At 62.2% G+C, this 20,547-nt stretch carries 21 protein-coding genes, 1 other RNA gene and 1 pseudogene; 14 read left to right on the top strand and 9 right to left on the bottom strand.

Annotated features, from left to right (window positions below; translation table 11 throughout):
- Positions 1-26 precede the first annotated feature (26 nt).
- Entirely contained in the window at positions 27-584 is a 558-nt protein-coding gene (locus tag M1B34_RS13055) for a YecA/YgfB family protein (protein WP_123327738.1), read from the bottom strand.
- A 140-nt stretch (positions 585-724) separates the two neighbouring features.
- On the opposite strand from M1B34_RS13055, the gene M1B34_RS13050 reads away from it, so the two are divergent.
- From M1B34_RS13050 to M1B34_RS13035, 4 genes are all read left to right on the top strand, one after another.
- A complete protein-coding gene (locus tag M1B34_RS13050) occupies positions 725-934 on the top strand; it encodes a TIGR02449 family protein (RefSeq protein WP_123328119.1) in 210 nt (69 codons plus the stop codon).
- Positions 931-1,254 carry a cell division protein ZapA gene (locus M1B34_RS13045; RefSeq protein ID WP_123327739.1) on the top strand — a complete coding sequence of 108 codons (324 nt, stop codon included), beginning with the start codon at positions 931-933 and terminating at the stop codon, positions 1,252-1,254. The genes M1B34_RS13050 and M1B34_RS13045 overlap by 4 nt, the downstream gene beginning before the upstream one ends.
- Positions 1,255-1,277: 23 nt before the next feature.
- A non-coding RNA gene (ssrS, locus tag M1B34_RS13040) (6S RNA) lies at positions 1,278-1,456 on the top strand.
- Between the two features lie 90 nt (positions 1,457-1,546).
- Complete coding sequence (locus M1B34_RS13035) at positions 1,547-2,152, top strand: 5-formyltetrahydrofolate cyclo-ligase (protein WP_268265341.1); 606 nt, start codon at positions 1,547-1,549, stop codon at positions 2,150-2,152.
- Between the two features lie 34 nt (positions 2,153-2,186).
- On the opposite strand, the gene M1B34_RS13030 is transcribed toward M1B34_RS13035, so the two are convergent.
- Complete coding sequence (locus M1B34_RS13030; protein WP_268262677.1) at positions 2,187-2,333, bottom strand: hypothetical protein; 147 nt, start codon at positions 2,331-2,333, stop codon at positions 2,187-2,189.
- Between the two features lie 196 nt (positions 2,334-2,529).
- Between M1B34_RS13030 and M1B34_RS13025 the strand changes: the two genes are divergently transcribed.
- The 4 genes and pseudogenes from M1B34_RS13025 to M1B34_RS13010 all read left to right on the top strand — a co-directional run bounded on the left by M1B34_RS13025 (position 2,530) and on the right by M1B34_RS13010 (position 7,905).
- Positions 2,530-2,979: an EVE domain-containing protein gene (locus tag M1B34_RS13025; RefSeq protein ID WP_268265340.1), complete on the top strand. Its 450-nt coding sequence runs from the start codon at positions 2,530-2,532 to the stop codon at positions 2,977-2,979.
- A gap of 122 nt (positions 2,980-3,101) precedes the next feature.
- Entirely contained in the window at positions 3,102-4,067 is a 966-nt protein-coding gene (locus tag M1B34_RS13020; RefSeq protein WP_268265339.1) for an HlyD family secretion protein, read from the top strand.
- Positions 4,064-6,787, top strand: coding sequence for a ribosome-associated ATPase/putative transporter RbbA (gene rbbA, locus M1B34_RS13015; protein WP_123327743.1), 2,724 nt, complete (start codon positions 4,064-4,066; stop codon positions 6,785-6,787). Before M1B34_RS13020 ends, rbbA begins: the two co-directional genes overlap by 4 nt.
- Positions 6,787-7,905, top strand: a pseudogene (locus tag M1B34_RS13010) (ABC transporter permease). Before rbbA ends, M1B34_RS13010 begins: the two are co-directional and overlap by 1 nt.
- A gap of 130 nt (positions 7,906-8,035) precedes the next feature.
- Here M1B34_RS13010 and M1B34_RS13005 read toward each other — a convergent pair.
- Positions 8,036-8,446, bottom strand: a complete 411-nt coding sequence (locus M1B34_RS13005; protein ID WP_123327745.1) for a flagellar basal body-associated protein FliL — start codon at positions 8,444-8,446, stop codon at positions 8,036-8,038.
- A 158-nt stretch (positions 8,447-8,604) separates the two neighbouring features.
- Between M1B34_RS13005 and M1B34_RS13000 the strand changes: the two genes are divergently transcribed.
- Complete coding sequence (locus tag M1B34_RS13000) at positions 8,605-9,582, top strand: NADPH:quinone oxidoreductase family protein (protein WP_268265338.1); 978 nt, start codon at positions 8,605-8,607, stop codon at positions 9,580-9,582.
- Between the two features lie 5 nt (positions 9,583-9,587).
- On the opposite strand, the gene M1B34_RS12995 is transcribed toward M1B34_RS13000, so the two are convergent.
- From M1B34_RS12995 to M1B34_RS12970, 6 genes are all read right to left on the bottom strand, one after another.
- Entirely contained in the window at positions 9,588-10,238 is a 651-nt protein-coding gene (locus M1B34_RS12995; RefSeq protein ID WP_268262671.1) for a gamma-glutamylcyclotransferase, read from the bottom strand.
- Between the two features lie 215 nt (positions 10,239-10,453).
- Entirely contained in the window at positions 10,454-11,422 is a 969-nt protein-coding gene (locus M1B34_RS12990) for a CDP-6-deoxy-delta-3,4-glucoseen reductase (protein WP_268265337.1), read from the bottom strand.
- Complete coding sequence (gene ubiD, locus M1B34_RS12985) at positions 11,422-12,888, bottom strand: 4-hydroxy-3-polyprenylbenzoate decarboxylase (RefSeq protein ID WP_123327749.1); 1,467 nt, start codon at positions 12,886-12,888, stop codon at positions 11,422-11,424. Before ubiD ends, M1B34_RS12990 begins: the two co-directional genes overlap by 1 nt.
- A gap of 127 nt (positions 12,889-13,015) precedes the next feature.
- Positions 13,016-14,275: a transcription termination factor Rho gene (rho, locus tag M1B34_RS12980; protein ID WP_017125454.1), complete on the bottom strand. Its 1,260-nt coding sequence runs from the start codon at positions 14,273-14,275 to the stop codon at positions 13,016-13,018.
- A 249-nt stretch (positions 14,276-14,524) separates the two neighbouring features.
- A complete protein-coding gene (gene trxA / locus M1B34_RS12975; RefSeq protein ID WP_003206727.1) occupies positions 14,525-14,854 on the bottom strand; it encodes a thioredoxin TrxA in 330 nt (109 codons plus the stop codon).
- Between the two features lie 120 nt (positions 14,855-14,974).
- Positions 14,975-15,679 carry a FadR/GntR family transcriptional regulator gene (locus M1B34_RS12970; protein WP_123327750.1) on the bottom strand — a complete coding sequence of 235 codons (705 nt, stop codon included), beginning with the start codon at positions 15,677-15,679 and terminating at the stop codon, positions 14,975-14,977.
- Between the two features lie 255 nt (positions 15,680-15,934).
- Here M1B34_RS12970 and M1B34_RS12965 point away from each other — a divergent pair, with 255 nt between their 5' ends.
- From M1B34_RS12965 to ppx, 5 genes are all read left to right on the top strand, one after another.
- Positions 15,935-16,720 (top strand): transporter substrate-binding domain-containing protein, encoded by a 786-nt coding sequence (locus tag M1B34_RS12965; RefSeq protein WP_123327751.1) that lies wholly within the window; start codon positions 15,935-15,937, stop codon positions 16,718-16,720.
- A gap of 21 nt (positions 16,721-16,741) precedes the next feature.
- Positions 16,742-17,410: an amino acid ABC transporter permease gene (locus tag M1B34_RS12960; RefSeq protein ID WP_268265336.1), complete on the top strand. Its 669-nt coding sequence runs from the start codon at positions 16,742-16,744 to the stop codon at positions 17,408-17,410.
- Positions 17,407-18,057, top strand: a complete 651-nt coding sequence (locus M1B34_RS12955; RefSeq protein WP_123327753.1) for an amino acid ABC transporter permease — start codon at positions 17,407-17,409, stop codon at positions 18,055-18,057. Before M1B34_RS12960 ends, M1B34_RS12955 begins: the two co-directional genes overlap by 4 nt.
- On the top strand, positions 18,044-18,778 hold the full coding sequence (locus tag M1B34_RS12950; protein WP_268265335.1) for an amino acid ABC transporter ATP-binding protein: 735 nt from the start codon (positions 18,044-18,046) through the stop codon (positions 18,776-18,778). Before M1B34_RS12955 ends, M1B34_RS12950 begins: the two co-directional genes overlap by 14 nt.
- 155 nt (positions 18,779-18,933) lie before the next feature.
- On the top strand, positions 18,934-20,436 hold the full coding sequence (gene ppx, locus M1B34_RS12945; RefSeq protein ID WP_123327755.1) for an exopolyphosphatase: 1,503 nt from the start codon (positions 18,934-18,936) through the stop codon (positions 20,434-20,436).
- Positions 20,437-20,547: the final 111 nt, after the last annotated feature.

The raw sequence follows: 20,547 nt of genomic DNA, 5'->3' as shown, positions 1-20,547 counted from the left end.
GGCAGACGGAGTTTCCTGTCGAACGATTAATGCAGAGAAGGCTTGGCAGCCGGTGCCACGCTTTTGTTGGTCTCGGTGAACAGCAGCAAGGGAGCGACCCGCAGGTACTCCATGACTTCCATATAGTCGCTTTCGCCGTCGTCGGACTCTTCCAGCGCGTCCTGTACCTGGGCAATAGCGGCAAGGTCTTGCAACACTTCCGTGGCCTCGGTGCTCAGGGCACTGCTGTCACGGGAATTGAGGCCGAAACCGGCGAGGAAACCCTGGCACCACTGGCCCAGGGCCACGGCACGTTCGGTCAGCGGCGCATCGTCGCTGGGCAGCAACAGGACCACGGTCATGTCGTCGCTGGTCAGCTCGCCCTTGACCATTTCCTGCAGGCCGATCAGGGCGTTGCGGACGTTATCTTGCGGCTCGCCTTCGAGCAGTTCGGCGGCATCCACCAACCAACCGTCGACTTCAAAGCCGGCGCCGGCGCAACTGCGTCCCAGCAACAGGCCGTGCAATTCGGCAGGCGAAACAGGGTGACCGCTGCTGCTGAGCAGGGTGGCGAAGGCGTTGTACGGGGAATTCTGAATGGGCATGGGCAACTAGGCGCCAAGCGGCGCAATGTCTAGAATGAAGGGCTTGTATCCTAGCATCGGCAGACGCGCCAAGACTATCGAGGGCGTCAACTCGTTTGCCCAGCCAGTTGCCACTCATCAGACAAATTCAGTGGGACCCAATGGAAGACAACGACCTGCACGCGCTGATGGCCAGACTCGAATTGCTAATTACCCGGGTCGAGCAACTTAAGAGTCAAAACACACTCTTATTAGCTCAGGAAAAGACTTGGCGCGAGGAACGCGCGCACCTCATAGAAAAAAACGAAATCGCCCGGCGTAAGGTCGAATCGATGATTTCGCGCCTCAAGGCCCTGGAGCAAGACTCATGAGTTCAAGCAATAGCGTTACCGTGCAGATCCTGGATAAAGAGTATTCGATCATTTGCCCCCAGGAAGAGCGCAGCAACCTGGTGAGTGCCGCCCGCTACCTGGACGGCAAGATGCGCGAGATCCGCAGCAGCGGCAAAGTCATCGGCGCCGACCGTATCGCCGTGATGGCCGCCTTGAACATCACCCACGACCTGCTGCACAAGCAGGAGCGCCCGGACGCGCAAGTCAGCGGCTCGACCCGCGAGCAAGTGCGCGACCTGCTGGAACGGGTGGATCTGGTCCTGGCCACCGATTCGGACACAAGCAAAGCTGATTCCTGAAAGTGGTTGCGGTATACTCCCGCCACTCCCTGGGGTGCTTGCCAGTTGGTGATGTCCCTGAGCCGATTCGCACTACCCTGGAGGTTGCACGTTGGGCTGGTGTGCATGTCCGCTAGACGGAAAGCCTTAAAGCCTACTGCATCTTCCACCTTGAACTTTCGGGTTCAAGGGCTAAGCCGACAGCGGTTCGCCTGGGGAGCCTGAATTCTCGACCAATGCCAGTTATCCATGCTGGCATTGTCGTTTCCGGGTAGGCTGTTCTGCATTATCCGACCATCGATAGCTCTTACCCATGAACGAACCTGCGCCGCTTTCTCGCCCGCAACTTCGACGCATGCTGCGCAAGGCCCGCCGCGCCCTGACACCCGCCGAACAACGCCAGGCCGCCCGTGACCTGTACCGCCAACTGGCCCAGCACCCGCTGTTTCGTCGCGCCCGACACCTGTCTCTTTACCTGCCCACCGACGGCGAAATCGACCCGCGCCTGCTGCTGCGCGAGGCCCAGCGCCGGGGTAAAACCACCTACCTGCCAGTGCTCAGCGCCTGGCCACGAACCAAGATGGTTTTTCAACGCATGAGCCCCGGGGAAAAACTCCACCCCAACCGCTTCCGCATCCTCGAGCCTCGGGGCAACCCGGCACGACAACGCAAAGTCTGGACCCTGGACCTGGTGCTTCTGCCATTGGTGGGTTTCGATGATGGCGGTGGACGCCTGGGGATGGGCGGCGGCTTCTACGACCGCAGCCTGGCGTACCTGGCACGGCGCAAGAATTGGCGTAAGCCGACACTGCTGGGGCTGGCCCATGAGTGCCAGAAAGTGCCAAGGCTGGATCAGGCGAGCTGGGACGTACCGTTACAGGCAACGCTGACGGACAAAGACTGGTATTTCGCGGAGTAGGCGCCATCTGGAATCAGCGGCGCCGGAGGCAGGATCAACGCTTGAAAGGTTGCTGTTGCTGTGCGATTTCGATGGGAGCGTCTGTCTTGTTCGACCACAGACTTTGCGCATAACCCGTTGTGACCACACCCAAACCGAACAAAATAACCAACATCCATAGTAAATCCGGTTTGCGTTTCATCGATTGCCCCCCTCAGGCACTTCACACACGATGACAGCAGCGGTTTCCATTATTAGGCCGTGCAGCAGCGTCAAGCTTAAAATCCCGGCATTTTGCGATAACGTGAACCCACACGCAAATGCTGGCGTCAACCGACTGTCGGTTTGTCATAAAATTGCCCGACAACTTGTCCAATTGCCCCTGGAGAGCACACACGATGGCCTATTGGCTGATGAAGTCCGAGCCGGAAGAACTGTCGATCCAGGACTTGGAGCGCCTCGGCGAAGCCCGCTGGGACGGCGTACGCAATTACCAGGCACGCAACTTCCTGAGGGCGATGGCGGTGGGCGACGCCTTCTTCTTTTACCACTCCAGTTGCCCCGAGCCGGGCATTGCCGGGATCGGCCGAATCATCCAGGCCGCCTACCCCGACCCCACCGCCCTGGAACCTGAAAGCCACTACTTCGACCCCAAGGCCAGCGCCGAGAAGAACGCCTGGAGCGCCATCGACGTGGCCCATGTCGAAACCTTCGCCAAGGTGCTGCGTCTGGACTACCTGAAACAACAAAGCGCCCTCGCCGAACTGCCCCTGGTGCAAAAAGGCAGCCGCTTGTCAGTGATGCCGGTCACCGCCGAGCAATGGGCCGCCGTGCTCGCCCTGCGTTAAATCACGCTAGCCAAGCATCCACCAGGCAATAGGTTTAGGCTGGCGCTCTTTGCGTTGACGAACATCAAGTCGCCCAAGGCTTGGCTCGTCAAACTAGGACGCTTCAGCCGCAGGATGCTCCCATGTCGACCCAGCACCGTTCCTCCCGCCTTTTTGCCATTGCCTTATTGATTCTGCTGCTGGGTGCAGGGGGCTTTGGTTATTGGAAGTCCCTCAGCGACCGTTTGCCCGACGGCCTGAGCATGGGCAATGGCCGCCTTGAAGCCACTGAAGTGCAGATCGCCAGCAAAATCCCCGGGCGCCTGGCCGAAGTGCGGGTCAACGAGGGCGACAAGGTGCTGAAGAACCAGCTTCTGGCACGCATGGACACCCGAACCCTGGAAGCGCAACGCAGCCAGGCTGAAGCCGAAGTGGTGCGCGCCCGGGAAAACTTCGCCGCCGCCGAAGCCAATGTGCAACTGCGCCAGAGCGAACTGTTGCTGGCCCATCAGGAACTCGGGCGCTCCCAGGCCCTGTTTCGGCGCGGTTTCGCCAGCCAGCAGTTGATCGACCAACAGCAGGCCCGCCTGAACACCGGCAATGCCGCCGTGCTGGCCGCCCAGGCCCAGGTGGCGGCGGTCAAGGCCGCCATCGGCGCCGCCCAGGCCCAGGTTGCGCAACTGACCAGCGAGATTGACGACAGCAGCCTGCGCGCGCCGATCGACGGCATCATCCAGTTGCGCCTGGCCGAACCCGGTGAAGTGCTGGGTGCCGGCGGCCGGGTTTTGCTGCTGATCGACCCCAACGACCAATACATGAACCTCTACCTGCCCGCCTCGGTCACCGGGCGCCTGACCGTGGGCGACGAGGCCCGCATCCTCCTCGACGCCCTGCCCGCCCAGCCGTTGAAGGCCAAAATCAGCTTTGTAGCCGCCAAATCCCAGTTCACCCCCAAAGAAGTGGAAACCCGCGATGAGCGGCAGAAGCTGGTGTTCCGGGTCAAAGTCCGCCTGATCGAACCCAGCGCCGTGCCCCAGGCCAAACAGGGCATGCCCGGCGCCGGCTATGTACGCACCGCCCCCCTGGACTGGCCGGCCAACCTGCAATGAGCGACCTGGCGCTGCAAGCCACCGCTATCCACCACCGCTATGGCCAACAGCCGGCCCTGATCGACATCGCCTTCAGCCTGCCAGCCGGCACTCGCTGCGGTCTGATCGGGCCTGACGGCGCGGGCAAATCGAGCCTGCTGGGTTTGATTGCCGGGGTGAAAAAACTCCAGCAGGGCCAACTTGAAGTGCTCGGCGGCGACATTACCCAGCGCAAGCATCGCAATAGCCTGTATCCGCGCATCGCCTTCATGCCCCAGGGCTTGGGCGGCAACCTGTACCCCGAACTGTCCATCAGCGAGAACATCCGCTTTTTCGCCACCCTGTTCGGCCTGTCTAAACAACAGTGCGAGCAGCGCATGCATAACCTGCTGCTGGCCACCGACCTGCTGCGCTTCGCCGAACGCCCGGCGGGCAAGCTGTCCGGCGGCATGAAGCAGAAGCTCGGGCTGTGCTGTGCGTTGATCCATGAACCGGACCTGTTGATCCTCGATGAACCCACCACCGGGGTCGACCCACTGTCTCGTCGGCATTTCTGGGAGCTGGTGGACGAGGTGCGCCGGCAACGCCCGCAACTGACCTTGCTGGTGGCGACGGCCTACATGGAAGAGGCCGAGCAATTCGAACACTGCCTGATGCTCGATCGCGGCAAGCTGATCGCCCAAGGCACCAGCCGCGAACTGGCGAGCAGCACCCCCAGCGGCAAACTGGATGACGCCTTTACCCACTTCCAGGGCAGCAACGGCCACGACAATGAGCCGCTGGTGATCCCGCCACGCAGCGGCGAGCGCCAGGACATTGCCATCGAGGCCCACGAACTGACCCTGCGCTTTGGCGACTTCACCGCGGTGGACAAGGTCAGCTTCGCCATCGGCCGCGGCGAGATCTTTGGCTTCCTGGGCTCCAACGGCTGCGGCAAGACCACCACCATGAAAGTCCTCACCGGGCTGATGCCGGCCACTGAAGGCAGCGCCAAACTGCTGGGCAACCCGGTCAATGCCAAGGACCTGGCGACCCGCAAGCGCGTGGGTTTCATGTCCCAGAGCTTCTCCTTGTACGGTGAACTCAGCGTGCGTCAGAACCTGGAGCTGCACGCCCGCCTGTTCGACTTGCCGAAGGCCGAAGGTGACCAGCGGATCGAGGAACTGATCCAGCGTTTTGACCTGCAAGCGATGGCCGAACAGCCGTCCGGCGCCCTGCCCCTGGGCTTGCGCCAGCGCCTGTCCCTGGCGGTGGCGGTGCTGCACCGCCCGGAAGTGCTGATCCTCGATGAGCCGACTTCCGGCGTCGATCCGGCCGCCCGCGATGACTTCTGGCGACTGCTGGTGGAGCTGTCTCGGGAACAAGGGGTGACGATCTTTCTCTCCACACACTTCATGAACGAAGCCCAGCGCTGCGACCGCATCTCACTGATGCACGCCGGCAAGGTGCTGGCCTGCGACACCCCGGCCGCGCTGCAGCAACAGTTCGCCGGCGAAACCCTGGAAGCGGCCTTTGTCACCTGCCTGGAGCAGGCCCAGGGTGCCGTAGAGGCGACGCCAGCCGCCGCCCCCGAGGATCAGGAGACGCCCAGCGCCGCCCCTGTCCACCGATCGGGCTTCAGCGTTGCGCGCTGGCTGGCGGTGGCCACCCGGGAAGGCAAGGAACTGTTGCGCGACAAGGTACGCCTGGGCTTTGCCCTGCTAGGGGCGATTTTCATGATGGTGATCTTCGGCTACGGCATTTCCCTGGACGTGGAGAAACTCGCCTTCGCCGTCTACGACCAGGACCAGACCCCGCAAAGCCGTGCCTACCTGGAAGCCTTCCGCAGCTCGCGCTACTTCGATGAGCAGGCACCGATCCGCGACCCGGCAGAGCTGCATCGACGCCTGCAACGCTCGGACATCAAGCTGGCCCTGGAAATCCCCCCCGGCTTCGGCCGCGACCTCTACGCCGGGCGCCAACCTGTGGTCGCCGCCTGGCTGGATGGCGGCATGCCCTTTCGCGCCGAGACCAGCCGCAACTACGTAGAGGCGGTGCATCAGGCCAACCTCGAACAACTGGCCGCGCAAAGCAGCCCGGCGCAGAACCTGCGGGCGGCGGCCAAACTGGAAACCCGCTTTCGCTACAACCAGGATGTGGTCAGCGTGAACGCCATCGGCCCCGGGGTAATGGCGCTGATCCTGGCCTTTATCCCGGCCATGCTCACCGCCCTGGGCATCGTTCGAGAGAAGGAGCTGGGGTCGATCACCAACTTCTACGCCACACCCCTGACCCGCCTGGAGTTCCTCCTCGGTAAACAGGCGCCTTACCTGCTGGTGAGCCTGATCAACCTGGCCTTGCTGGTGGCCATGAACCGCTGGCTGTTCGGCGTGCCCTTCAAGGGCAGCGGCCTGACCCTGGCCTTCGGCGGCCTGCTCTATGTGCTGGCGACCACCAGCATGGGCCTGCTGATCTCGGCGTTCACCCGCACCCAGATCGCGGCGATCCTCGGCACCATGATCATCACCAGCTTGCCGACCATCCAGTTCTCCGGGCTGATCGTGCCGCGCTCGTCCCTGGAAGGCACCGCCGCGCTGATGGGGCAGCTGTTCCCTGCCGGGCACTTCCTCGACATTGCGGTCGGCACCTTTACCAAGGCCCTGGACTTGCGCCAGCTGTGGCCGCAATGCCTGGCGCTGTTCGGTTTCTTCCTTGGCTTCACCGGGCTGAGCCTGGCCATGCTGAAAAAGCAGGAGGCTTGATGCACACGTTCGCTCACATCCTTCGCCTGGGCTTCAAAGAGCTCACCAGCCTGCGCCATGACAGCGTCCTGCTGCTGTTCCTGTTCTATGCCTTTACCGTGGCGATCTACATGCCCGCCGCCGGCTCGGTGATCGGCGTGCACAACGCCAGCGTGGCCCTGGTGGACGAGGACCGCAGCCACCTCTCGCGGCAACTGGCCGATGCCCTGCAACCACCGGAGTTCCAGCCCGCCGTGCTGCTGCCCTATGACCGGCTGGACCAGGTCATGGACAGCGGCCAGTACACCTTCGTGATCAACGTGCCGGCCAACTTCCAGAGCGACCTGCTGGCTGGACGGCAACCGGCGTTGCAGGTCAACGTGGACGCCACTGCCATGAGCCAGGCCTTTATGGGAGCGGGTTATATCGGCCGAATCTTCCAGCGCGAGCTGCTGGACTACAGCGGCCAGGGCGCCGCGACCAGCCAGGCACCGGCGCTGCTGACCACCCGCGCCCTGTTCAACACCAACCTGGAAGGTGGCTGGTTTCTGGCGGTGATCCAGATCGTCAACAACATCACCATCCTGGCCATTGTGCTGACCGGCACCGCCCTGCTGCGCGAGCGCGAACACGGCACCCTCGACCACTTGCTGGTGCTGCCGCTGACGGCGCTGGAAATCATGCTGGCGAAGATCTGGAGCAACATGCTGGTGGTGGTGCTGTGCACCTGGATCTCCCTGGAGGTGATCGTCAAAGGCGCGCTGGGGGTGCCGCTGGCGGGGTCGATGACGCTGTTCCTGATGGTCACCGCGCTGTATCTGTTTGCCAGCACGGCCTTGGGGATTTTCCTCGCCACCCTGGCCCGCTCGACGCCACAGTTCGGCTTGCTGGCGATCCCGGTGATCATCCCGATGTTGCTGCTGTCCGGCGGCAGCACGCCGCTGGACAGCATGCCGCAATGGCTGCAGTGAGTGATGCAGGGCTCGCCGTCGACGCATTTTGTCAGCCTGAGCGCGGCGATCCTGTTTCGCGATGCCGGGGTCAGCGTCGTCTGGCCCGACCTGCTGGCGCTGGCGGCGATCGGCTTGCTGTTCTTCGCCGTCGCCCTGGCACGCTTCCGTAAAAGCCTTGCCTCATGACCTGGCTTGCCGCGATAGCGCCGGCAAGCCGGCTCCTACAACAGCACACGCCCCCTGTAGGAGCTGGTTTGCCAGCGATAGGGCCCTCAAGACCACCACTGCCAGCAAGCCGGCCCCTACAACATCGGGATTACTGGATGATCAGGTTGTTGAACAACAGGTCTTCCACCACCGGCTTGCCGGTCTCGTCGTTCATCACTTGCTGCACTTGCTTCAGGGCTTCCTGACGCAGCTTTTCCTTGGCTTCGACGTTGTTCATGGTTTCGGTGGTTTGCTGGGCAAACAACGCCACCAACTGATTGCGGATCAACGGCTCATTGGCCTTGACCGCCTGGGCCGCTGGATCACCCGTGACCTTCAAAGCCACATCCGCCTTGTACACCTTGAGTTTCGGGCCACCGTCCAGGCCGTAGTTACCCACGAACGGCGGGTTCAGGCTGAGGTAACTGACTTTCGGTGCCCCTTCGCCCTCTTTGGCTTCTTCCGCCATGGCTGCCACAGGCAGAGACAGGGCCAGCATCAACATGATCCACGCTTTCACAGTTCGCTCCTTATCCGGTTTACGGCCTAGCATAAAGGCCCGCCCGCCAGAGCCCAAGCACAAAGCTTATGGCTGGCTATCAGGACCGGGCATGCTCGTTGACCGCTTTGATCACACACTTACACTTATCGGCCACCACTCCCAAAGGAATAGCCCTGATGAAAGCCGTGCTGTGCAAAGCCTTCGGCCCCGCCGAAACGCTGGTGCTGGAAGACGTCGCGAGTCCTGCGCCGAAGAAGAACGAAATTCTCCTGGAGGTGCATGCGGCCGGGGTCAACTTCCCGGACACGCTGATCATCGAGGGCAAATACCAGTTCAAGCCGCCCTTCCCGTTCTCCCCGGGTGGCGAGGCTTCTGGAGTGGTCAGTGCCGTGGGGGAAAAGGTCAGCCACCTCAAGGTCGGCGACCGGGTCATGGCCCTGACCGGCTGGGGCAGCTTTGCCGAGCAGGTGGCGGTGCCCGGCTACAACGTGCTGCCGATCCCGGCGGCCATGGACTTCAACACCGCCGCCGCCTTCAGCATGACGTACGGCACTTCGATGCACGCCCTCAAGCAGCGCGGCAACCTGCAGCCCGGGGAGACCCTGCTGGTGCTCGGCGCTTCGGGTGGTGTGGGCCTGGCCGCCGTGGAGATCGGCAAAGCCATGGGTGCCCGGGTGATCGCCGCCGCCAGCAGCGCCGAGAAGCTCGAAGTGGCCAAGGCAGCCGGGGCCGATGAGCTGATCAACTACAGCGAAAGCAACCTCAAGGACGAGATCAAGCGCCTCACTGACGGCAACGGCGTGGACGTGATTTACGACCCGGTGGGGGGCGACTTGTTCGACCAGGCCATCCGCTCCATTGCCTGGAACGGCCGCCTGCTGGTGGTGGGGTTTGCCAGCGGACGCATCCCGGAGCTGCCGGTGAACCTGGCCCTGCTCAAGGGCGCGGCCGTGATCGGTGTGTTCTGGGGCTCATTTGCCCAGCGCCAGCCCGAAGACAATGCCGCCAACTTCCAGCAACTGTTCGGCTGGTTCGCCGAGGGCAAGCTCAAGCCTTTGGTGTCCAAGGTCTATCCCTTGGCCGACGCACCACAGGCCATCAACGACCTGGGGCAACGCAAGGCCGTGGGCAAGGTGGTGGTGCAGGTTCGTTGAGACGCTCAGTAAGCGGCTGAGGACTTGCAGCGTTGCAGCCGCGCTTCCAGGTTGCGGTCGGGCATGGCGTGGCTGCGCAAGGCATGCACGGTCTGCTCGACGTAATCACGGGTGGTGCCATAACGCCCGCAGGCGCTTTCAAACACCTGGCTCAGCACGTGATCCGGCAGATTGCCGGCGTAGCTGGGCAGGTGCCGCTCCAGCACAAACCCCAAGGCCTGGACCTGCTGGCCATCCTCAAGCCGGCAATTGAGCCAGTGCGGACGATACGACGGGTAAGGCATCTCGCGTTGCCACAGGGCATACAGCGAGGCCTCCAGTTGCTCAGCAGGCAAGCGATAGGCAAAACCACTGCAAGAACCGCCGCGATCCAGCCCCAGCACCAGCCCCGGCAACTCCGGCGTGCCCCGATGCTCGTGGGACCACAGGTACAACCCGCGGTGGTAGCCATGAACCCTTCCACGCATGCGCTCGACCGCCGAGCACTCGGGCCGCCAGATCAGTGAACCGTAGGCGAATAGCCAGACCGGGCCGCCTTTGTGCCGGGACATGGTGGATTGCATTGAGCTGAGCAATTGCTCGTGGGTCAGCTGCGGCCCCAGATCAAGTCGCGGAGGGTAAGCCAGGCTCGAGAAACTGTTTTCAATGGCGGTCATGGCGAATAGCGTTCGGCTCCTCGCATATAGAGAATTACTGAATAGAACGCGCAGCAGTAACTTCAAGACACATAAGTTTTAAGGCAAGTTAAGTGCCATCAAGCGGATGTAAAGTAAGTTGGAGCGCGATATATAACCTACCGGTATTTAATCAATTAACTAAATACCAATAGGCTATATACGCAGTTATAACGAAGGGTGTCGCCCTGAGTACTTCAGGGCCGGGGGGCGTAGGCAAACACGTCGGCGCGCATCTGGTGGGCATCCATCCCGGCGTTGACCAGGGCATCCAGGGTGGCATAGATCATCGCCGGCGAACCGCTGGCATAGACATGCACCGCCGACAGGTCAGCGATGTCCTCGCAGACCGCTTCATGCAGCATGCCGCAGCGCCCTTCCCAGCCGCAGAGATCGCTGACCACCTTGTGCAGGAAGAGGTTGGGCGTTTGCTGCCAGTCCTGCCAATGCTCCAGCTGGTAGAAATCCTCCGGCCGGCGCACCCCCCAATACAGGTGCACCGGGTGCTTGAACCCCCGGGCCCGGCAGTGCTCGATCAGGCTGTGCATCTGCGCCATGCCGGTGCCCGCAGCGATCAGCACCAGAGGCCCGTCCGGCAGCTCCGCCAAGTGGGTGTCGCCATACGGCAGCTCGACCCGGGCCATGCCGTTGCGCTGCAACTGCTGGAGCAGGGTTTGCGCACTGTTTTCGCGCACCAGCACATGCAGTTCCAGATCACGGCCACTGTGAGGCGCCGATGCCAGGGAGAAGGCCGACTTCTCGCCGTTGTCCCGCTCCAGCATCAGGTACTGCCCGGCGTGATAACGCGGCGGTTTGCCAGCTGGCGCCCGCAGTCGCACGCGCCAGACGTCGCCGCCCACCTCCAGGCACTCGGTCAGTTGGCACGACAGGCTGCGAACCGGCAGCTCGCCCAGCGCCAGAACGCCATCCCAGAGCACAATGCAGTCCTCCAGCGGCTCGGCGATGCAGGTATAGAACTCACCGTGATCACGCACATCACCGGCCTGTTGCACCCGGCCTTCCACCAGCAAGGCTGCACACACGTGGCAGTTGCCATTGCGACAGCTCTGCGGGCATTCATAGCCCAGACGCCGCGCCGCATCGAGAATCCGCTCGCCGGGCAATGTCTCAAGCACTGCTCCGGAGGGCTGCAAGGTTACACGCATCAATCTATTCCTAACTGATTCCAGATGGCATCGATCCGGCGGGTGACCGCCTCATCCTTGACGATGACCCGGCCCCACTCACGGGTGGTTTCGCCAGGCCACTTGTGGGTGGCATCGAGCCCCATCTTCGAACCCAGGCCAGACACCGGCGAGGCGAAGTCGAGGTAGTCGATCGGCGTGTTGTCGATCATCACCGTGTCGCGCTTGGGGTCCATGCGCGTGGTGATGGCCCAGATCACGTCGTTCCAGTCACGGGCGTTGATATCGTCGTCGGTGACGATAACGAACTTGGTGTACATGAACTGTCGCAAAAACGACCAGACGCCCAGCATCACGCGCTTGGCGTGGCCCGGGTACTGCTTCTTCATGGTCACCACCGCCATGCGGTACGAGCAGCCTTCTGGCGGCAGGTAGAAGTCGGTGATTTCCGGGAACTGCTTCTGCAGGATCGGCACGAACACTTCGTTCAGCGCCACGCCGAGGATCGCCGGCTCATCCGGCGGACGGCCGGTGTAGGTACTGTGGTAAATCGGCTTGATGCGGTGGGTGATGCGCTCCACGGTGAACACCGGGAAGCTGTCGACTTCGTTGTAGTAGCCGGTGTGGTCGCCGTAAGGACCTTCGTCGGCCATCTCGCCCGGATGAATCACCCCTTCCAGGATGATTTCTGCGGTGGCCGGTACTTGCAGGTCGTTGCCCCGGCATTTCACCAACTCGGTGCGGTTGCCCCGCAACAGGCCGGCAAACGCGTACTCGGACAGGCTGTCCGGCACCGGGGTCACCGCGCCGAGAATGGTCGCCGGGTCAGCACCCAGGGCCACCGATACCGGGAACGGCTGGCCCGGGTTCTTCTCACACCACTCGCGATAATCCAGAGCGCCGCCACGGTGGCTCAGCCAACGCATGATCACCTTGTTGCGGCCGATCACCTGCTGACGATAAATGCCCAGGTTCTGCCGGTCCTTGTTCGGCCCCTTGGTCACGGTCAGGCCCCAGGTGATCAGCGGACCGACGTCCCCTGGCCAGCAGGTCTGCACCGGCAGCATCGCCAGGTCGACGTCGTCGCCTTCGATGACCACTTCCTGGCACACCGCGTCCTTCACCACCTTGGGCGCCATGGCAATGATCTTGCGGAAGATCGGCAGCTTGGACCAGGCGTCTTTCAAGCCCTTGGGCGGTTCCGGCTCCTTGAGGAAGGCCAGCAGCTTGCCGATTTCCCGCAGCTCGCTGACGGCCTCTGCGCCCATGCCCAGGGCCACGCGCTCGGGGGTACCGAACAGGTTGCCGAGCACAGGGATGTCATAACCGGTGGGGTTTTCGAACAGCAGGGCCGGACCTTTGGCACGCAAGGTGCGATCGCAGACCTCGGTCATTTCCAGCACTGGGGACACCGGAACCTGGATGCGCTTGAGCTCGCCGCGCTGTTCCAGGCCGCTGATAAAGTCGCGCAAGTCGCGATACTGCATGCGTAAGCCTCGTTTTTTGGCCGTGGCGTTCGGGGCAGGCAGTTTAGCGCCGAACCCACAGGTTCAGAATAGAGAAAGTCAGATAGCAAAAAGCCGGGTTTCCCCGGCTCTTGCTGGCCTGATCGATTTACTTGCGCTTCATCGACAGGAAGAACTCATCGTTGGTCTTGGTCTGTTTCAGCTTGTCGACCAGGAACTCGATGGCAGCGACTTCATCCATAGGATGCAGGAGCTTGCGCAGGATCCACATGCGCTGCAACTCGTCGTCGGCGGTCAGCAACTCTTCGCGGCGGGTGCCGGAACGGTTGATGTTGATAGCCGGGAAGACGCGCTTTTCAGCGATTTTGCGGTCCAGAGGCAGCTCCATGTTGCCGGTACCCTTGAACTCTTCGTAGATCACTTCATCCATCTTCGAGCCGGTTTCAACCAGCGCGGTGGCGATAATGGTCAGCGAGCCGCCTTCTTCGATATTCCGCGCGGCGCCGAAGAAACGCTTCGGTTTCTCCAGGGCGTGGGCATCGACACCACCGGTCAGTACCTTGCCGGAGCTCGGGATCACGGTGTTGTAGGCACGGGCCAGACGGGTGATGGAGTCCAGCAGGATCACTACGTCCTTCTTGTGCTCGACCAGGCGCTTGGCCTTCTCGATCACCATTTCGGCAACCTGCACGTGGCGGGTCGGCGGCTCGTCGAAGGTAGAGGCAACCACTTCGCCGCGCACGGTGCGCTGCATTTCGGTTACTTCTTCCGGACGCTCGTCGATCAGCAACACGATCAGATGAACTTCAGGGTTGTTACGGGTGATGTTGGCGGCGATGTTCTGCAGCATGATGGTCTTGCCCGCCTTCGGCGGAGCAACGATCAGGCCACGCTGGCCTTTACCGATCGGCGCGCACAGGTCGATGACACGACCGGTCAAGTCTTCAGTGGAACCGTTGCCGGCTTCCATCTTCATGCGCACGGTCGGGAACAGCGGCGTCAGGTTTTCAAACAGAATCTTGTTCTTGGCGTTCTCGGGACGATCGTAGTTGATCGTGTCGACCTTGAGCAGCGCGAAGTAACGCTCGCCTTCCTTGGGAGGGCGGATCTTGCCAACGATGGTGTCACCGGTGCGCAAGTTGAAGCGACGGATCTGGCTTGGCGAGACGTAGATATCGTCCGGGCCGGCCAGGTAGGAAGCGTCGGAGGAGCGAAGGAAGCCGAAGCCGTCCTGGAGGATCTCCAGCACGCCATCACCGGAGATTTCCTCACCGCTTTTCGCGTGCTTTTTCAGCAGGGAGAAAATCACGTCCTGCTTGCGCGAACGGGCCATATTTTCTATGCCCATCTGTTCGGCCAATTCGAGCAGTTCGGTAATCGGCTTTTGCTTGAGTTCAGTCAGATTCATATAGGAATGACGTAATCATTTATGGAGGGGGGGAAATTAAGCTTTTGGCTTAATGAGGCCGCGCCGCAGAGAAGGCGACAGGATCGCGTACTTGTTCGAAAGGAGAGCGTCGGCGACGGCATGCAGGGGGCAGTGGAGAAACCAGTGCGGGGCCGAATGTAACACCTGAGTTTCTGAGCGTCTAGCCCTCAATCATGAAAAAGCCCCGCAATTTGCGGGGCTTTTTTTGACCGTTTCTGACAACGCCGTTTAGATGTTGGCGTCGAGGAAAGCAGCCAGTTGCGACTTCGACAGAGCGCCGACTTTAGTGGCTTCGACGTTGCCGTTCTTGAACAGCATCAGCGTCGGGATACCACGCACGCCGTGCTTGGCAGGGGTTTCCTGGTTCTCGTCGATGTTCAGTTTGGCAACGGTCAGCTTGCCTTTGTAGGTCTCAGCGATTTCGTCCAGAACCGGAGCGATCATTTTGCAAGGGCCGCACCATTCAGCCCAGTAGTCGACCAGTACAGCGCCTTCGGCCTTGAGTACGTCGGCCTCGAAGCTAGCGTCGCTAACGTGTTTGATAAGATCGCTGCTCATGGAAGTCTCCAGGTTGTAAGCAAAAAAACGTGACCCATCATATCCGCCCTTACCCCGTTCAGGAAGCCGGAGATGATTGACTCTCGCTATGACGCTCCATGAGTCTGGGTATCGTCGGGCTCAGGAACTGGCAGGGGTGACAAAGGCAATTCCGGTACGCAGGGCCGCGCCCCGGACATGCTCCTGCATGGCTTTTTGCGCCGCCCCCGACGCATGCCGGGCCAGCCCCCGGAGGATCTTGCGGTGCTCCTGCCAGGTTTCCATGGCCCGCTCGGGTCGGATGAACGGTAGCTTCTGGCTTTCCAGGAACATCTGCGCACTGGTGCTGAGGATGCTCAACATCGCCTGGTTGCCGCTGGCCAGGAGGATCTTCTGGTGAAACTCGAAGTCCAGCCGCGCCGCCGCTTCAAAGTCCGCCGCGCGCAATTCCAGGCGCATCGCCTCAACGTTGTCCTGCAAGGCGTCCAGCTCATCGGCGGTCAGGGTCACCGCCGCCAGCCCGGCGGCAAAGCCTTCCAGGGCATAGCGCAGTTGAAAGATATCCACAGGTGACGCCTGGGCAGCGAACGGCCAACTCAAGCCGGCGCCGACGACCGGCGGCTCCGGCGCCTGGACAAACACCCCCTTGCCCGGCTGCACGCTGATCACCCCAAGCGCGCTCAGGGACGACAACGCCTCACGCAATGACGCCCGGCTCACCCCCAGTTGCACGGCCAGGTCACGCTGCGAGGGCAGCGCATCCCCGGGCCCGAAGCCCTGTTCGGTGATCAGTTGGCGGATGGCTTGCAGCGCCACTTCAGGTACGGCGCGGTTGATGGAGTTCATAGAGTTCAGGCTGGTCAGTCCAGGAAAAACCTAGTTGTAAAGCTATTCGCCGGGCCCGGCAAGTCGTGCCCCATGGGGGTTCGGCACCTACAGGCGACGCCCGATAAGGGTGCGAAAACCCATTCAACTGTTCAGACCAGTAAGACCGAGCAACACCAGCAAAACCCGGCCTTTGCGCGGATTTATGTGGTTTTGGCATGGGCTGTGCTGTGTCGCAACGCAGAAAACACTTCCCGCCCCTCCCGGAGAATTGCCATGTCCAAGCGTTTCAGCGTCCTGCTCTCTGCCTTGTTCGCCAGCCTGGTGCTGAGCCAGGCCCCAGCCCACGCCAATGGCCTGGACGATGTGCTCGCCCGCGGCACCCTCAAGGTAGCCGTGCCACAGGACTTCCCGCCCTTCGGCTCGGTGGGCCCGGACATGAAGCCGCGCGGCCTGGACATCGACACCGCAAAACTGCTGGCCGACCAGCTCAAGGTCAAACTCGAACTGACCCCGGTCAACAGCACCAACCGCATTCCTTTCCTGACCACCGGCAAGGTCGACCTGGTGATCTCCAGCCTCGGCAAGAACCCGGAACGGGAAAAGGTCATCGACTTCTCCCACGCCTACGCGCCGTTCTACCTGGCCGTGTTCGGCCCGCCTGATGCCAGCGTCACCACCCTCGACGACCTGAAAGGCAAGACCATCAGCGTCACCCGCGGCGCCATCGAAGACATCGAGCTGACCAACGTGGCGCCCCAGGGCGTGACCATCAAGCGCTTCGAAGACAACAACTCGACCATCGCCGCCTACCTCGCCGGCCAGGTCGACCTGATCGCCAGCGGCAACGTGGTGATGGTGGCCATCAGCGAGCGCAACCCGAAACGCATTCCGGCGATGAAGGTCAAGCTCAAGGACTCCCCGGTCTACGTCGGCGTGAACAAGAACCAGCCGGAGCTGCTGGCCAAGGTCAACCAGATCCTCGCGGCCGGCAAAGCCGACGGCGCCCTGGAAAAGAACTCCCAGCTGTGGCTCAAAGAGCCGCTGCCGGCTGACCTCTGATCCCGGCCCCGGAGGTTATCCATGGCTTATCAGTTCGACTTTCTCCCGGTGCTGGAAAACACCGGCCTGCTCCTGCGCGGCGCCCTGTTCACCTTGGAGCTGACCGCCATCGGCGCCGTGTTCGGGGTGGGCCTGGGGATCATCGGCGCCTTGGTGCGGGCCTGGAAGATCCAGCCCCTCTCGGCGATCTTTGGCGTCTACGTCGAGCTGATCCGCAACACGCCCTTTCTGGTGCAGCTGTTCTTTATCTTCTTCGGCCTGCCGTCCCTGGGCGTGCAGATTTCCGAGTGGCAGGCGGCGGTGCTGGCGATGGTGATCAACCTCGGCGCCTATTCCACGGAAATCATCCGCGCCGGCATCCAGGCGATCCCCAAGGGTCAACTGGAGGCCGCGGCAGCCCTGGCCATGACGCGCATGGAAGCCTTCCGCTACGTGGTCCTGCTGCCGGCGCTGGGCAAGGTCTGGCCCGCCCTGAGCAGCCAGATCATCATCGTCATGCTGGGTTCGGCAGTCTGTTCGCAGATCGCCACCGAGGAATTGAGCTTTGCCGCCAACTTCATTCAATCGCGCAACTTCCGCGCCTTTGAAACCTACGCCCTGACCACCCTCATTTACCTGTGCATGGCCTTGCTGATCCGCCAGTTGCTGAACTGGATCGGCCGACGCTACATCGCAAGGAGCAGCCAATGAGCGATTTCACTTTCTGGGACATCCTGCGCAACCTGCTGGTGGGCCTGCAATGGACCCTGGCCCTGTCGCTGGTGGCATTTATCGGCGGCGGCCTGATCGGCCTGCTGATCATGACCCTGCGCATCTCCCACAAGCGCTTCGCCAGCGGCTTCGCCCGCACCTATATAGAACTGTTCCAGGGCACACCGCTGTTGATGCAGCTGTTCCTGGTGTTCTTCGGTGTCGCCTTGCTGGGGGTGGATATCTCGCCCTGGCTGGCCGCGGCCATCGCCCTGACCCTGTTCACCAGTGCCTACCTGGCAGAGATCTGGCGCGGCTGCGTCGAGTCGATCCCTCATGGTCAATGGGAAGCCTCGTCGAGCCTGGCCCTGAACCCTTATGAGCAACTGCGCTACGTGATCCTGCCCCAAGCCCTGCGCATCGCCGTGGCGCCCACCGTGGGCTTCTCGGTGCAGGTGGTCAAAGGCACCGCCGTGACCTCGATCATCGGCTTCACCGAACTGACCAAAACCGGCGGCATGTTGGCCAACGCCACCTTCGAACCCTTCATGGTGTACGGCTTGGTGGCCCTCGGTTACTTCCTGCTTTGCTACCCCTTGTCCCTCAGTGCGCGCTACCTGGAAAGGAGACTGCATGCCTCTGCTTAGAATTTCCGCCCTGCATAAGTATTACGGCGACCATCATGTGCTCAAAGGCATCGACCTCAGCATCGACGAGGGTCAGGTGGTGGCGATCATCGGCCGCAGCGGCTCGGGCAAAAGCACCCTGCTGCGCACCCTCAACGGCCTGGAGTCGATCAACGACGGGGTCATCGAAGTCGATGGCGAATACCTGGACGCCGCCCGCGCCGACTTGCGCAGCCTGCGGCAGAAAGTCGGCATGGTGTTCCAGCAGTTCAACCTGTTCCCGCACCTGACCGTGGGCGAGAACGTGATGCTTGCCCCGCAAGTGGTGCAAAAGGTGCCCAAGGCCCGAGCCGCCGAACTGGCGCGGCAGATGCTGACCCGGGTCGGCCTGGCGGAGAAGTTCGACGCCTTCCCCGACCGGCTGTCCGGCGGCCAGCAACAACGGGTGGCCATCGCCCGCGCCCTGGCGATGTCGCCGAAGGTGCTGCTGTGCGACGAAATCACCTCGGCGCTCGACCCGGAACTGGTCAATGAAGTGCTCAGCGTGGTGCGCCAGCTGGCCAAGGACGGCATGACCCTGATCATGGTGACCCACGAGATGCGCTTTGCCCGGGAAGTGGGCGACAAGCTGGTGTTCATGCACCAGGGCAAGGTGCATGAAGTGGGCGACCCCAAGGAGCTGTTCGCCAAACCGCAGACGCCGGAGCTGGCGAACTTCATTGGCAGCAACGAGCACGCTTGACGCCCCGCCGCTGTGGCAGCCGGCTGGCCGGTGCCCGGCGGCAGTTCGCCCAGCCAAGGCTTTTATGCGCTGAATCAACGCATTAAACACTGCGCGTTGGCGCGAGCGATTGATCGTGGCACGATGGCGAGGTTATCGACCGAGACCCCCAAACCATGCCGCAATCCCAAGCCAAGAATCTGTCCCTGATCGCTGCCATCGACCTGGGCTCCAACAGCTTCCACATGGTCGTGGCCAAGGCCCAGAACGGTGAAATCCGCATTCTCGAACGGCTCGGTGAAAAGGTTCAGCTGGCCGCCGGTATCAACGAAGAACGCCAGCTCAACGAAGAGTCCATGCAGCGCGGGCTCGATTGCCTCAAGCGCTTTGCCCAGCTGATCAACGGCATGCCCCTGGGCGCCGTGCGCATTGTCGGCACCAACGCCCTGCGCGAAGCCCGCAACCGTGGCGAGTTCATCCGCCGCGCCGAAGAAATCCTCGGCCACCCGGTGGAAGTCATCTCCGGCCGAGAAGAAGCCCGTCTTATTTACCTCGGTGTCTCCCACACCCTCGCCGACACCCCGGGCAAGCGCCTGGTGGCCGACATTGGCGGCGGCAGTACCGAGTTCATCATTGGCCAGCGTTTCGAACCCCTGCTGCGGGAAAGCCTGCAGATGGGCTGCGTGAGCTTCACCCAGCGTTATTTCCGCGACGGCAAGATCACCCCGGCCCGCTACGCCCAGGCGTACACCGCGGCGCGCCTGGAAATCATGAGCATCGAGCATGCCCTGCACCGCCTGACCTGGGATGAGGCCATCGGCTCGTCCGGCACCATCCGCGCCATCGGCCTGGCCCTCAAGGCCGGCGGCCACGGCACTGGTGAAGTCAACGCCGAAGGCCTGGCGTGGCTCAAGCGCAAGCTGTTCAAGCTGGGCGAAGCCGACAAGATCGACTTCGAAGGCATCAAGCCGGACCGCCGGACCATTTTCCCGGCGGGCCTGGCGATTCTCGAAGCCATCTTCGATGCCCTCGAATTGCAACGCATGGACCATTGCGAAGGGGCACTGCGTGAAGGCGTGCTCTACGACCTGCTGGGCCGCCATCATCACGAGGACGTGCGCGAACGCACCCTCACCTCGCTGATGGAGCGCTACCACGTGGATCAGGAGCAAGCCGCACGCGTCGAGCGCAAAGCGCTGCATGCCTTCGACCAAGTGGCGGAGGACTGGGACCTGGAAGACGGCGTCTGGCGCGAGTTGCTGGGCTGGGCAGCCAAAGTCCACGAAGTGGGCCTGGACATCGCCCACTACCACTACCACAAGCACGGCGCCTACCTGATCGAGCACTCGGACCTGGCCGGCTTCTCCCGCGAGGACCAGCAAATGCTGGCGCTGCTGGTGCGTGGCCACCGGCGCAATATTCCCAAGGAAAAGTTCGCCGAGTTCGGCGATGACGGGATCAAGCTGATCCGCCTGTGCGTGTTGCTGCGTTTTGCGATCCTGTTCCACCACATCCGCGGCACCCAGGAAATGCCCCAGGTGAAGCTCAGCGCCAACGGCGACCAGTTGGACGTGGTGTTCCCGGAAAACTGGCTGGACGAAAACCAACTGACCCAAGCCGACTTCGCCCTGGAAGCGGAGTGGCTGACCCGGGTCAACATCACCCTCAACGTCCGCTAACCCCTCACCTGCGATAAGGCCCCGGACTCTGCCGGGGCCTTCAGATCGCGATCGCTGGCAAGCCAGCGCCTACAACGCACAAATCCCACTAGGAGCCGGCTTCCGGCGATA

The sequence above is a fragment of the Pseudomonas morbosilactucae genome (genome assembly GCF_023241715.1).
In the GTDB taxonomy this organism is placed as follows: domain Bacteria; phylum Pseudomonadota; class Gammaproteobacteria; order Pseudomonadales; family Pseudomonadaceae; genus Aquipseudomonas; species Aquipseudomonas morbosilactucae.
Note: the sequence above shows the minus strand (reverse complement) of the source record. Positions and strands in the feature narration are given on the sequence as shown.